The organism is Brevibacillus panacihumi (assembly GCF_003710985.1).
GTDB classification, from domain to species: Bacteria; Bacillota; Bacilli; order Brevibacillales; family Brevibacillaceae; genus Brevibacillus; species Brevibacillus panacihumi.
Window position 1 is genome coordinate 13,453 of record NZ_RHHT01000030.1, and the last position, 14,168, is coordinate 27,620.

The 14,168-nt window shown below is 49.7% G+C and carries 9 protein-coding genes; 5 read left to right on the forward strand and 4 right to left on the reverse strand.

Annotation, left to right across the window (positions count from 1 at the left end; genetic code table 11):
- Positions 1-8: 8 nt before the first annotated feature.
- The 5 genes from EDM58_RS14590 (at position 9) to EDM58_RS14610 (ending at position 10,336) form a co-directional block, all read left to right on the forward strand.
- The gene (locus tag EDM58_RS14590; RefSeq protein ID WP_246000746.1) at positions 9-1,370 is read left to right on the forward strand and encodes an APC family permease; all 1,362 of its coding nucleotides are present in this window, start codon (positions 9-11) and stop codon (positions 1,368-1,370) included.
- Between the two features lie 43 nt (positions 1,371-1,413).
- Positions 1,414-2,178 carry an SDR family NAD(P)-dependent oxidoreductase gene (locus tag EDM58_RS14595; protein WP_122913993.1) on the forward strand — a complete coding sequence of 255 codons (765 nt, stop codon included), beginning with the start codon at positions 1,414-1,416 and terminating at the stop codon, positions 2,176-2,178.
- 144 nt (positions 2,179-2,322) lie between these two features.
- On the forward strand, positions 2,323-3,960 hold the full coding sequence (locus tag EDM58_RS14600; protein WP_122913994.1) for a protein kinase domain-containing protein: 1,638 nt from the start codon (positions 2,323-2,325) through the stop codon (positions 3,958-3,960).
- Between the two features lie 61 nt (positions 3,961-4,021).
- Positions 4,022-8,977, forward strand: a complete 4,956-nt coding sequence (locus EDM58_RS14605) for an S-layer homology domain-containing protein (RefSeq protein ID WP_122913995.1) — start codon at positions 4,022-4,024, stop codon at positions 8,975-8,977.
- A 369-nt stretch (positions 8,978-9,346) separates the two neighbouring features.
- Positions 9,347-10,336: a glycosyl hydrolase family 28-related protein gene (locus EDM58_RS14610; RefSeq protein WP_183187512.1), complete on the forward strand. Its 990-nt coding sequence runs from the start codon at positions 9,347-9,349 to the stop codon at positions 10,334-10,336.
- Positions 10,337-10,427: 91 nt separating this feature from the next.
- Here EDM58_RS14610 and EDM58_RS14615 read toward each other — a convergent pair whose 3' ends face one another.
- The 4 genes from EDM58_RS14615 to EDM58_RS14625 are packed head-to-tail and all read right to left on the reverse strand — an operon-like array spanning position 10,428 to position 14,078.
- A complete protein-coding gene (locus EDM58_RS14615) occupies positions 10,428-11,522 on the reverse strand; it encodes a Ger(x)C family spore germination protein (protein ID WP_183187513.1) in 1,095 nt (364 codons plus the stop codon).
- On the reverse strand, positions 11,519-12,115 hold the full coding sequence (locus EDM58_RS25735) for a hypothetical protein (RefSeq protein WP_183187514.1): 597 nt from the start codon (positions 12,113-12,115) through the stop codon (positions 11,519-11,521). Before EDM58_RS25735 ends, EDM58_RS14615 begins: the two co-directional genes overlap by 4 nt.
- Complete coding sequence (locus EDM58_RS14620) at positions 12,106-12,597, reverse strand: hypothetical protein (protein ID WP_122913998.1); 492 nt, start codon at positions 12,595-12,597, stop codon at positions 12,106-12,108. Before EDM58_RS14620 ends, EDM58_RS25735 begins: the two co-directional genes overlap by 10 nt.
- The gene (locus tag EDM58_RS14625) at positions 12,594-14,078 is read right to left on the reverse strand and encodes a spore germination protein (RefSeq protein ID WP_122913999.1); all 1,485 of its coding nucleotides are present in this window, start codon (positions 14,076-14,078) and stop codon (positions 12,594-12,596) included. Before EDM58_RS14625 ends, EDM58_RS14620 begins: the two co-directional genes overlap by 4 nt.
- Positions 14,079-14,168 lie beyond the last annotated feature (90 nt).

Here is a 14,168-nt window from a genome sequence, read left to right on the forward strand (position 1 = left end):
GTGGAAGGATGTCCAATTCAAGTTCAGGTACAGTCGAACCAAATGTTTTGAAACGAACGTTAACGCTTCGGCATCTCATTATCTACGGGATGGTGACGATGGCTCCGCTTGCCCCATGGCAGGTATACGGGATGGTGGCACAGAACAGCTTCAACATGGTGCCGCTCGTCTATGTCATCGGCATACTTCTCATGTTTTTTACGGCGTGCAGTTATGCGCAGATGAGCAAGGAGTTTCCCAATGCAGGCTCCATCTATACATACGTTTCCAAAGGGATCAATCCCCATGTCGGTTTTGTAGCAGGCTGGACTCTTTTATCCGATTATATTTTGGCGCCTGCTCTTCTCTATCTGTTCGCGGGGATCTGGATGTCGGGTATCACTCCGGAGATTCCATCTATCGTCTGGAGTCTGTTCTTTTTGATTTTCAACACGGCAATCAATATCAGAGGGATTGAGACGAATGCCAAGGTCAATCTCGTCCTTTTCTGGCTGCAAATCGTATCGTTGATCGTCTTCATTGGCTTTGCGATCAAATTTACCTTTGTAGACGGGTTAGGGGTCGCTGGATTTTCCTTAGCGCCTTTCTATCAGGCGGAGCATATTGACTGGAATTTTATCGCGACTGCGGTATCGATTGTCGTGCTTGGTTTTCTTGGATTCGACGGCATCTCCACATTGGCGGAGGAAGCGAAGGACCCGAAAAAGACTGTTGGCAAAGCGAGCGTCTTGGCTCTTGTGATTACAGGACTCATTTTTCTCGTGCAGTCTTATATGGCGGCATTGGTTCATCCGAATTACACGGATTTGGACCCGGACATGGCCTTTTTTGATATCGCCAAGGAAGTGGGCGGCACCGCCTTTTACGTCGTGATGATTATCGTGAACGTACTTGCAGTGGGAATTGCCGTTACCCTGAACGTGCAGTCCTCGGTTTCCCGGATTCTCTTTGCGATGAGCCGTGACCGCGTCATTCCGGGTGCGTCCATTTTGGGCAAAATTCATCCGAAGTTTCAGACGCCTGTCAACGCGATTCTGTTCTCCAGCGTGGTCGCCCTGATTGTTTCCAGCACACTGTCGCTTGAGACAATCCTGCTTTTCATCAACTTTGGGGCAGTGACGTCCTTCATGGTGTTAAACTTGACAGTGATCTATTATTTCTTTGTCCGCAAAGGAGAGCGGGATGGGAAGAGCATCCTTTTTTATCTCCTGTTTCCGCTCATCGGGTTTTCGGTGTGTGCCTTTGTCTGGACAGGCTTTGATATCGCTACGTATATCGCGGGCTTTAGCTGGATCGCGGTAGGCGCGGTTGTCGGATTCATCAAGTCAAAGGGATACAAGGAAAATAGCCCGACTTTGAAGGATATGTAAATGGGAATCAAGAAAGCAGATGAAAACAAGGAGTGAAGATTCTATGATGTTGCAAGACAAGGTTGCGATCGTTACAGGGGGAGCTCAGGGGATCGGTGCTGCCATCGTCAGAAGATTTGTTGAAGAAGGAGCGCGGGTAGCAATCGCTGACATTCTCGTGGAAAAAGGGGAGCAGCTTCAAAAGGAGTTGGCGGATCACGGGCATGAAGTCCTCTTCGTTCGTACGGATGTCTCGAACACGGAGAGCGTGAAGGCATTCGTCGATAGCGTCATCGAGCGCTTCGGAAAAATTGATATTCTGTGCAATAATGCGGCGGTCAACATTCCAGGCTCTGTAGAGGAGCTGGAGGAAGAGCTGTGGGACAAGACGATCAACGTCAATATCAGATCTCAATTCCTGATGTCCAAGTATGTCTTGCCGCATATGCGCAAGCAAGAAAAAGGGTCGGTCATCAATATGGCTTCGGCCAACAGTTTTGTAGCAGAGCCAAGGCTGGCTGCTTATGTAGCGAGCAAGGGAGCGATTATGCAGCTGACAAAAGCGATGGCATTGGATTGCGCTCCGAGCATCCGCGTGAATTGCATTTGCCCGGGCTGGGTGGATACGACCTTTAACGACGCGCATGCTGCGCTGTATGGCGGCCGTGAGAAAGTGCTGGAAGGATTGGGCAATGTCCAAATCATTGGACGGCCGATACAGCCTGCCGAGATCGCCAATATTGCGCTGTTTTTAGCATCTGATCTCTCTTCCTGCATGACGGGTGTGCCTGTCCTTGCTGATGGCGGGATTACGGCTGGGATTGCGTAGTAGAGTTCCTTCTAGATCAATCGTCCAGAAAAAACGAAATGGCATCCATTGTGGGTGCCATTTTCTTGTATATAACAGGGATATTCCAAACTCTCCACGAAACATATAAGAGAGTCATTATTCCCGAATAAAAAGGAATCTGCCATGCATACAACTGCCGGATACCACATGAATGAAATCATTTACGAAGACCCGTATATCCTGATCGGCCATGCCTATCCAAAAGGATCCTCCCGTCGGATGCTGATGAAAATGGTCAAGGAGAGCAATCGCATCGTCCTTGAGAATGCGAAAATCATGAACGAGTATCGCATTGCTTCACGCTTGAAGATGGATGGCATTCTCCGGCCCATTCTTCCCATTGCGAATGGAGAGGCCATGGCACTGGAATATATACCGATCAACGGGGTAACGCTGCGCCGTTATTTTGCCATGCACCAGGTTTCGGTCAGTGAATGGATTCAGCTCGGTCTACGCATTTCAAACCTGCTGCTGGAGCTTCATCGCAAACAAGTTCTTCATCTCAATATAAGGCCTGAGACCATTCTCATTCAGCCAACTACCAAGCGCGTATTTTTTGCAGGCTTTGGCTATGCGGTTCCCGTATCAGAGAAGCAAGACCTGAACGGAGGATCCGCACTGCTGGAAGCCAGTCCGCCGTACATGTCACCGGAACAGACTGGAAGAATCAATCACCGGGTCGACCAGCGCGCAGATCTGTATGCGCTCGGTGTAACCTTGTTTGAGATGCTGACAGGAAAGCTGCCTTTCTATGCTGCGGATGCTTTGGGCTGGTCCCATGCCCATATGGCGATACCCCCGGTTTTGTCCCATGACGATGTCCTCCGCATTCCGCAGTCTTTGTTGCGAATCCTCTTCAAGCTGTTAGCCAAGGATCCAGAGGAACGGTACCAGAATGCCTGGGAGCTGCGTGCTGATTTTGCGGCGATGAGGGCTGAAGTTCAACCCTCTTTTAGGGATCGAATGTTTCCTATGGGGACTTCACCGATTCCTTCCACCGGATCATTCTCTGAACAGCCTATGAGTTACCCACAGATCCTTGATCTAGCAGCAATCGTGCAGTCTTCGCAAATTTTTGGAATGGAGACGGATGAGCTGCAGGTCGGGCGGGAACTCATGTCGCTTATCCTCAAACAGGCTGGAGCAGAGAAGGGGTGGCTGCTATCCGTTCGCAACGGCGAAGCAATCGTAGAATGGACCGGGGAAGTAAAGCGCGATCAGTTGGTTGTTGCACGACCCTGCCTGCCGTTAGAGGCCTGTTCGGAAGCTGAAAAATCAATCGTCGCTGATTGCCTCCTGTCGCAAGCGGTGAGTCGTTCAGGCGGCGAAGGGAAAAAAGGCAAAGGATCTGTGCTTTGTCTGCCTATTCTCATCCAGGAGAAAATCAGGGGTGTTTTGTATTTGGAAAACACTTTGACTCCAAAGGCGTTTGTACCGGAGAGATTTACCGTTTTGCATCGGCTATCCTCTCAAGTGCTGTACATAACCAAATATTTGGCCCGTGCAGATAACCCGCATAATGGCCCGGCTTCAGACGGGGGAATCAGTCTGACAGCAAGAGAGAAGGAAATCGTGCACCTGATGGCAGCAGGTTTGTCCAACAAGGAAATAGCCCATCAATTAATCGTAGCTCCAGAGACGGTAAAAGCGCATATGCGAAACATTTATCGCAAGCTGAAGGTGAAACGGCGAATCGAAGCCGTGATGAGAGCCAAACAACTGCGGCTTCTCGATGAACAAAATACCCCGTTCGGGGGATAGAATTACGAATGGAGAGGGGATAAGGTAGAGAAAAAGATTCGTTTGGAGGAGAATAATTGCTGTGACCACGATAGCATTAAAACGAATACACTCTCTTCTTTCCCTTTTCCTCGTAATCATCCTCTTTCTAGCATCCCTTCCTATTCAAGCTGTACAAGCCAGCGAACCACCCGTTGATCCCGAAGTGACCGCCATGCGCATAGGCGATTTGCCGATTGGGACGAAAATTCGCGATAGCGTGGATTGGGATTATTTTACGGGTAAAGAACCAGGCTGGAATCCCACTGTGAAAGATGTGTACAAGACAGCCCCCATCACCTGGATTCTCGTGGAGAAAGATAAGCACGCGCGAAACACCAGCTTGTTCGTCTCCGAGGAAATTGTGGCTGAGTTAGACGTGAGGCACGAAGCAGGGAGATTGCAGTGGAAAGACGACTCTCTTCGAATCTGGTTACGGGAAACATTGTACCCGGAAATTTCTCCCTTGTTCCGGCGCGCCATTGCTGTAACCACCTACGATAAAGGTTTTTCGGATGTTTTAGAAAACGATACTCTGTTCGTACTTGCAGCCCCGGAATTAGCAACCATTCATGAACCATTTGTCGATCCAGACCAAACGGTTATTCCGTACTTCAATCATGCAACGAACAGGAAGGCGAATGGAAACAAATCGGGATATTACTGGACAAGAACCATCTATCCTGATTATTTCGTCTATTACATGGTGAACAATTCTACAGGTGAAGTTCGCACTTCATCTGTATATCCCCCAAACGGTGTACGGCCAGCCGTTAATTTACAATCGGATACCATCGTGATGGGACCCTTTATCGATTCTGATGACGGCAGTTCCTACTATATGTTGGCCTATGAGAAGTATCGGGGGACGGCTGAGATCAATCCAGCGGAACTGCAAGCAGGACAAGCAGCAGACGTCCTTTTTCAGGTTCGCAATGTAGATGACGCCATCGACACCGCCTTCAGCCAGCTGGCGGATGTAACGATCAGCGGCTATGTTTCCGCTCCGGATGGAACAGCAGGGTCATTTGCCGGCGAGGAGCTTAGCGGTACGCAAAAGACGATCCAGGTGCCGTTTGCCGATGGTGTCGCGACGGTACCTCTTGTTTTGCATTCGACGGCGAAGCAGACTCTCCAGTTTCAGATTAAGGGACTGCTGGAACCAAATGTGGAAGCGATTGTCGTTCAACCCGCACCAGATGCTGTTCACTCCGTTATCGTGGAGCGGCAGCCAGTCGGACCAACAGAAGACGGGGGCGGTATGCTGAGCACGCAGCCTGCGCTAAAGATTCAGGACAAATTCGGCAATCCCATTTCTGGTGTGGTCGTGAACGCAAAGAAAAAAGCTGACACCGGCGACTGGATTTTGAACGGAAATGCCACTGTCGCAAGCGATACAGCAGGGATCGCAGCGTTTTCCGGTCTTGCTGCCATCAATGCCGATACGACTCAGGATGTCGCAGCGGCAGTCATCGAATTTTTTATTGAGGGTACGACTGTAGCGGAAAGTGCGTCATTTTCAATACGAAAAGACTCCGGCAAATTGATCACGGGTTTGCGGCCTGTTCCCCATGACCCCGATCATCCGAATGTAGATGACCCCGGGAAGTTTAGAAAAGTCGATTCCCATCTCTATATCACGCATGAAACGAGTGCGGATCTATTGTTTTCGGTAAAAGGCGCCAATCAGGTTGAGATATCTGTAGATGGTGCAAGCAGAGGGATAGCACTGAAAGATGCCGATGGATCGCTAAAAGTAGTTCAAGGCTCAGAAGCCCTTTCAATTGACTCTATCGATCCTCTCTTGGACAGCTATGCACTCCGACTCAAATCTCTGTCTGTTCTAAAGAAGAGCAAAGAGATTGGCATCTCGGCAACGTCCAACTCTGGTAGCGATTTGCAATCGATCATGCTATTGCAAGCCCCGGCTGATATTTTACTAAATATCCCCACGAAATTGGAAATCAATCAAACGATCACTCTCACCGGAAATACGGATGTTGAAGCGAAATTGCCGATTGTCATGACGGCTACCGAGGGTAGGATCGGTCCTGTGACAATCGATGATCAAGGCTATTTTTCTGCCGAATTCTCAGCCCCGTCCACTGCAGGGGAAGTAACCGTAACAGCAGAAGCGCCAGGGGTCGAGCAGCCGCTTGCGAAGAGCTGGGACATCGACATCTATGAGCCTCTAATGATCACGTCTCCCGATACCTGTAACGGAACGGCAGGGAAGCCTTTTACTTGCCTGCTTACAGCTTCCGGCGGCATCGGTGACCGAATCTGGGCGATCGAATCGGGCAGCTTTCCCTCCGGGGTAAACCTGGATTCTCGTACGGGCCTGATCTCGGGTACTCCTGCAGGTGAAGGCACGTATCCGTTGACCATTTCAGTGATGGATTCGACTGGGGAAAAGCGAGCAAAGGCACTCACGGTCACCATTGAGCCGAGCACAAGGCTCCCTGCCCCCACCGGCTTGAAGGCAATAGCCGGGGATGGCGAAGTTGTTTTGTCATGGGAGCGAGTGGATGGAGCCACCCATTACGATGTATATGAGGGTCTAGCTTCAGGCAACTACAACGTGGGCATGATGAGATTTCATGACTATCCTGACAGCTATTCAGTAACAGGGCTCCCGAATGACATCACGCGGTTCTTTGCAGTAAAGGCGGGAAATTGGGACGGGGAAAGTGACTTCTCAGCGGAAGTGAGCGCGACGCCGCATAAAAATGAAGCTCCTGTAGCCAGTCGTGTGCGCATAGACGGGACACCGCAGGTAAACAAGACACTAACGGGAAGGTATACGTATGACGACCGGGAAGATGACCCGGAAGGCGAGTCGATCTTTCAATGGTACGTAGCGGATGACGATTCAGGTGCGAATAAACAAGCACTAGCGGGAGAGGACGAACAATCGCTAGTGCTGACGCAAGAACTGTCAGGCAAGTATGTGACGTTTGAAATCACGCCTGTCGCCGCATCAGGTGCAAAAGTGGGAACGGCAGTGGAAAGCCAGGCAGTCGGTCCCGTACGCGACAAGCCGCGTCCGCCAGATCCACCGGAAGAACCAGAACCGCCAGGCGAAGATGACGATGAAGCTGATGTAGCGGCAGACAGGGAAGCTCTGAGGATCAAATACGCCTCAGGAGACAGCGAGGACCACGTTACCCGACCTGTTGCTTTAGCTAGCTCAGGGCGGAATGGGAGCACCATCACCTGGTCCTCCGACAATCCCGATATCATCGACGACAGCGGTGACGTGACACGCCCGGATTCTGAGGAAGGCGATGTCCTTGTAACCCTGACAGCGACGATTGCGAAGGGTGCTGCCGCTGCGACCCGATCATTTGAATTGACGGTTCTGGCACAAGAGGAGGCTCCGGAGGGGAATGCCAATTTGCGTGACTTGCAGCTGTCTGATGGAACCTTGAGTCCGAAATTTGATCCGGAGATTACCTCGTATAAGGCACGTGTTTCAAACCGGACGACTTCCGTCACAGTGACGGCATCTGTGGACGATCGGGATTCGACCGTCAAGATTCAAGGAAAAACCGTGCCAAGCGGTCAAGAAAGCAAAGCCATCCGTCTGGACGTCGGCAGCAACGACATTGAAGTCGAAGTGGAGGCCTCAGATGGAACGACGAAGATGTACACGATAAAGGTGACGAGAGCGGCTGCCTCCTCGTCATCAGGCTCTTCTCGTTCCTCCAGAGAATCCTCCAAAGACGAGGATACGACGCCAAAAGGGCTTGAAGTGATGATCGATGGCAAACAGCAGAAAGCCGTAGCGACGATGTCTGTTGAAAAGAAAAGCGGGCAGACGGTGCATACCGTGACCGTGAATGGGAGGAAATTGGCGGATCAGCTTGAAAAGTCGGATCAGCAAGCGACGGTTTTGATTTCTGTGACGTCTCCCACAGACAAAGTGAACGTTTGCCTGACGGGAGACGCGGTGAAGGCAATGGTGGAAAAAGAGGCTGTCTTAGAAGTTCAAACGCCGAACGGACACTACAAGCTGCCCGCCGAAGTATTGCAAATCAAGCAAACGGCGACGCAGTTCGGAGAGCGTGTGGACCTGTCGGATCTTACCATCCAGATCGTGATTGCGAAGAGCGATCTGGAACATGTGAAAAGGATGGAAGACGCAGCGAAAAAAGGGAAGTACACCGTCGTTGTTCCGCCCGTAGATTTTTCTTTGACGGCTGCTTATCGCGGCGCAACAATCCCGATCCATACTTTTCACTCGTATGTAGAGCGTAAAATCCCGCTTCCCGACGGCATATCCGCAAACCAGGTCTCAACCGCCGTTGTTTACCATGAACAGGGAGGCGTGTACCATGTTCCTACTTATGTGCGTGTGCTTGATGGGAAATATGTTGCTGTGGTTCAAAGTTTGTCAAACGGTGCATATTCCCTGATTGGGAACCCGATGCCGTTTCTTGATGTCAACGGACATTGGTCACAAGAAGCTGTCAATGACCTGGCGTCCAGGATGATTGTCAGTGGAGCAGATGGAGGTTATTTCCATCCCGACAAGCCGATCACTCGTGCTGAATTTGCCGCGATCATCGTCCGCGGACTTGGTCTGGCTGACGACGAGAATACGGTCGTGTTCAGGGATGTGAACGCCAGCGACTGGTATGCAGGGACTGCAGCGAGAGCAAAGGAATACGGGATCGTGGATGGATATGAGGACGGATCATTCCGCCCATTGCAGTCGATCACACGGGAAGAGGCAATGGTGATGATCGAGCGGGCGATGAAGCTGGCGGGAATGGAAACCACAAACCATGGCACGGATGTGAATGATCAGTTGAACCGTTTCCCAGACGGCCTGGAGGTTCATTCGTGGGCCAAAGACGCGGTAGCTGCAGCAGTCGAGAATGGACTGGTAAATGGTACAAGCAAGGGACTAATGCCGAAGAACCTGATGACAAGAGCAGAGACGGCGGCTATCGTCCAACGGGTGCTAGTAAAGGCGAAGCTGATAGAGAAATGAGAGAAGGAGCCCGATTATCGTGGCTCCTTCTTTTTGGTCCGAGCTTTTCGTTGATTCCTCAGCAAGCTTGCGAACCTCTTCGAAACCGCTGAGAATCCCGACGGATTCATCGACTTCCTTCTCCATTTTTTTGTGCCCGTTTCGATGCTAATCGTTTATGCTTCTCTTCTTTGGGGTATATCAAAAGAGATTTAATATCGTTATACCAAAAGATAGGGATATCATTTATGGCGGTGGTAATCAATGCGGAAGCTCACGCAAAGAATCTTATGTGTTATTTTTCTCATACTTGTATTAGGCACGGTTAATCTTTCTCCAGTGAATGCGGTGGCTACGTTTGCTGCGTTGGATCGCGGAGAAGTCCAGGTTATGACGGATGCTGATGTCTCAGTAAAAGACTTTGGCGCCAAAGGGGACGGCAAACACGATGACAGCGAAGCGATTCAACAAGCTGTTCATAATGTCATGAAGAATGGCGGCAAGGTATATCTTCCATCAGGAAACTATCTATTGAAAAAAACAATAGAACTGCCCCAAGGCGTTCAATTGATTGGAAGCGGATCCTCCAATCGTTATGAATTTGATCTGGGCAGCAACCTTGTCCAGGGTAGTCCAGACATGCAAAGCATCGTCAGAGTTGTAGGGAAGGATGTTTTGATTTCGGGAATTGGCATCAAAGGGGATCAACGGTCGTCGACGGATGGCATCCTGATCGACAGCGCAGATTACGTGACCATTACTCACACGCTGATTGCCCATATGGGAAGGCATGGCATTGTCAGTCATACAGGAGTTGTGCATCGAATCCTGTCAAACACGATTTACCAGTGTGAAGGGAGTTCGCTGGAGGGAACCTTCTGGGATAGCTTCATCAGCGGGAATGATGTGGGGTATGGAAAGCTGGGTATCCTGGTCAAAGGGGGACCAACGCGGATCATCGGGAACAAATTCTGGCTACAAAAGGAACATGCCATTTGGTTGGCCGGGCAAAAATCAATGGTCCTCGGGAATGACATTCAGTATGCAGGCGGAATCGGGGTTTATTTGAATTCAAAAGACAATATCGTGGAAGCCAATATGATTCAATGTCCAGGACAAAATGATGCCATGCCGGATTATTTCAAAACGGCGATCTACGTTAATTCAAGTCAAAATACCATTACTTCTAATAGACTCGTCAATGAAAACATTGCAGAGCCCTCTTACAAAACGAGAACAGCCGCTTACGGAATCTATGTGGCAGAAGGAGGGCACAGCCAAAACATCATCTCGAACAACGCTACGAGTGATGCGAATAGCAAAGGGATATTCATTGCGGGAAGCACCGGGAACATAGTGCTCGCAGGTAATATCGAATAGGGCCAGCATTTTCTTGAGCTATGATTGTCGTATTCAATCCTTCCCAGGGCCAAATGTCATGAGAAGCCGCCATACTTGGCGGCTTTTTGTGTTAGGACAACATCCCTGTTCTTTCGATACGAACCTTGATCGTGACCTGAACCGGCATCGCGGGGAAGAGATCCTCCAGCCACTCGTCTGCCTGCAATTCGCCCCCGCGTGCAACTCTGTATTTTTCTCCAAAACCTGCAGGGTCCACTTTGAGTTTCTGAAGCTTTTTGATCAGGCCCTCGATATCCTTTTTGAGGGTATCCGCGACAGCAGTCTCCAGCTCTTTCAGCTTTGCAGGCGTGAGCGTGGCTTCCGTCGGAGTTTCGTCCACTTCAATCTGAAAGTTGAAGTCCAGTTGGATGCCTTCCTCGCTGACTTTATTCTTGCTTTTATAAGTTAACACGACATAGGATCGATCTTTCACTGTTATCGACGTCGATTTCAAGCGCCTGCCGCTGATCAGGTTCAGATATTTCGTCTCCTCTGGGTTTAGATATCCAACCATTTTTCCTTTTCGAAATAAGACAAGGTCCTTGAATTCAAGCTTGTTTCCCCCTTTTTGGGAGTCGATTTCCAAGGTATACGGGGACTTCCCGGGCTCATTCAGATAGCTAAAGAACTCATAAAGAAAGATAGGGAGAATTTCCATGGTATCCGACCCTGTTTGGGAGAGAGCATCGACTAAATAATCGGTAAGGGATTCTGGCACCTCCGGCTTCACCTGTAGAATCTTCTTGGTGCTTCCTTTCGTGGTAAGCACCCATAGGTTTATTTGGAACTCTTCTCTGCGTATAAAAATATCGAGAAAATGATCCAGTCCTTCTTTGGCCAGTTCATCAGAAAACAGGAGTACCCGAGTATGGCCAAAATTCAAGCTTCGGGCCGACTTCCGTTTCATTTTATACAAGGCGTCCGCTATACTTGTGCCTTCTTCACTCAAGATATAATTCGGATTCTGGCTCGTTGATCCTCCGCCGCCACCTGGAGCAATGGAAGAAAATTTCCCCGGGACAGCAATCAGCGTGTGAACGACGACGCCTTTTTTACCCTTATCAACGCCAATGGCTGTAACATTTAATGGCTTTGCGTTGGAGCAGCCTGAGGTGATGAGCATGGCTATCAAGACAACGAGATACAGGTATCGCCTCAGCATCATGCCGTCTTTCTCCTTACTAGCATCAGAAAATACAACAAGGCTGGCAAGACCACGATGAGACCGAAGCTGTAGTAGCCCAACCAGACAGGCGCTTTCTGAAAGAAGGTAGGCAGATCGATCATCCACAAAATCAGCGCACACATTCCTCCCAGCAGAAGGATCGGGATTGCACCGAGCTTGATCCCAAAGGTTTGGGTCAGGCCAAGCGCTGCGCATCGCAGCATAAAGGCGTTGCCCACGATCTTGAAATAGATTAAGAGGATGGAATTCAGAAAGATAATTCTCAAGAAAATGGAGGTTTCGAGATGAACCGCGCTTTGACTGTAAAAAGTCAACAGCTCGATTTTTTTAGAAGTGTGAATACCAAATGTAGCAATGCTCACCATGGCCAGGTAGGCCAAAAATACAGCGGAAAATAGAATGTAACGGCTAAGCGCGCGAAAAGAAACTTTTGTATCTTTGCGATTTAGCAGGGTGACAGCCGCCAACGGGGAAAAAATGCACATGAGCGTTGCAATAGCTGATAATGGATGAACGATTTCCTTTGCGTAAAAAAACGGGTACAGCCAGCTCCAATGAGCATTCATGAGCATGGAAGATGCCACCAGAAAAAAAGGGGAGCAACTAAAATCATAACGACTTGGGAATACCGCAGCAGCGTCTCGATCGGAAACAGGGCGGCACAGGCCGAAACGATCGAGTAGAAGAGGATGGCATTTCTCGGGTCGTTAAAGAGCAGGGCGCGTGATGAAAGGTCTCCTCCCAGAGCGATGGTATACGAGGCGACACCGAAGAAAAGGATTGCGTACAGGATATAGGTGACAGGAGTAATCCACCGAAACAGGATCTCGCCGCTTGCCAGCATCAGGGAAATATTGCCGTGGCGCCTGCTGATTTGCAGGTTCATCCAGGTTCCTGCGATAACCAATAGTACAATCAGAAAAATAAACCAGACACTGTTTCTTCCCACGGCATCCACGAGGACAGAGACCGGCCGGCTGGCAGTAAGAGGGAGTATGGTTATAAATAACAGAATTGGGTAGTGAAGCTTGGGTTCATTTGATAACCGTATCAAAGGGTATCCTCCCCTTCCTGGAGCGAAAGTCGTTTGGTGCCCTTCGCTGCCTGACTATAAATGGATGGACGGATCGCATGCAGCATCAAAGGCAAGCGGAAGAGCATATCCTTGAAAAAGTCTTTGAACTGCCATGTACTGAGGGGGGAGAGATAGGGCACTCCCAGCGATTTGAAATGGCATAAAAACAACAGGATGAACGCAGAGCCTATGGCGATCCCGTTCAACCCCCAAGGGATGGCTAGAAGCGCGAGGGCATAACTGCAGATCCTCCATGCGACTCCGATCATGTAGTTGGCGACCGTAAAGCTGCCAATGGCTACTGCTCCCGTGATCACAATCATAATATTGCCGACCAAATGGGATTGGGCGACGGAGGCTCCAATGATCAGACCGCCGACAATCGTGGCTGTTCCGCCAATTACTTTGGGCAAGCGCACAGTAGCCTCGTTGATCAACTCTAGCAAGGTCATCATGATCAATACTTCAATGTACGCCGGATAAGGAACCCCTTCGCGGCTTGCCGCGACTGCCAGCATAAACTGGATGCGAAGAACATCGTAGTTTACGGAGGTGATCGAAACATAGATTCCGGGAAGAAAAAGTGTAATGAGCAACCCAACGTAGCGAACGATTCGAATAAAAGTGCCCGACAGCGCAGGAAAGTAATAATCATCCGTGGTTTGATAGAGAGCGGTCACTGTAGCTGGGAAAAGCGCACCAGTCGGCGTTGCATCGACTAAAAGAAGAATTCTCCCTTCCATGATTGAGGCGACCACTTTATCGGGTCTTTCTGTCACTTGAAACAAAGGAAACGGGTTAAACGACTTGCCTTTGTTCACGATCAAATCGGCCAATTGGGTAGTATCCAAAAGCACGTCTAGGTTTGTGGCCTGCAAACGTTGCTGGAGCTGCTCGAGCACCTGATGATTGACAAGCCCTTTCATGTAAACCAGGTTCACTTGCGTCCGGGATTTATTCCCGATTTCAAAGGACTCTACGATCAAATTTTCATGGCGAATCCTCCTGCGAATCATCGATACATTCGCCGCGATATCTTCCACGAAAGCGTCCCGCGGTCCAATGATGGAATGTTCGATCTCTGGCGCTGTAACGGAGCGGTCATGCCATTGGGAGACATCCACAGCTACTGCTTTTTGTTGGCCATTTACGAGCAAAACACACTTCCCCTCATACAACTGGAGGGCAATCGCAGAGACCTTCTTCTCGATGGTGCTTCCGTTTACCGGGAACCCATGATGAACGAACAGCTCTGCCACATCAGAAATATCCTGATTGTGGACAAGGGCGGAAAGGACGGGTTGCAGGAACCATTCACGAATCTTGGATGCATCTGTAATGCTTGATAGATAAAGTAGAACCGCTTCGGGGTCTGTCCCCTTTGCAGGAGGGAGCGGATGTACCGTTAAATCTGTTGGATTACCCATAAAATCCGTTAATTGTTGAATGAATTGGCTCACCACAGATAACCACCTGCTTGCTTTTGTAGGTCGTGTTCTGCATATTCTTACCAGGGATTTGGCTAATTATTACCAAACGCCAAAAGAGGG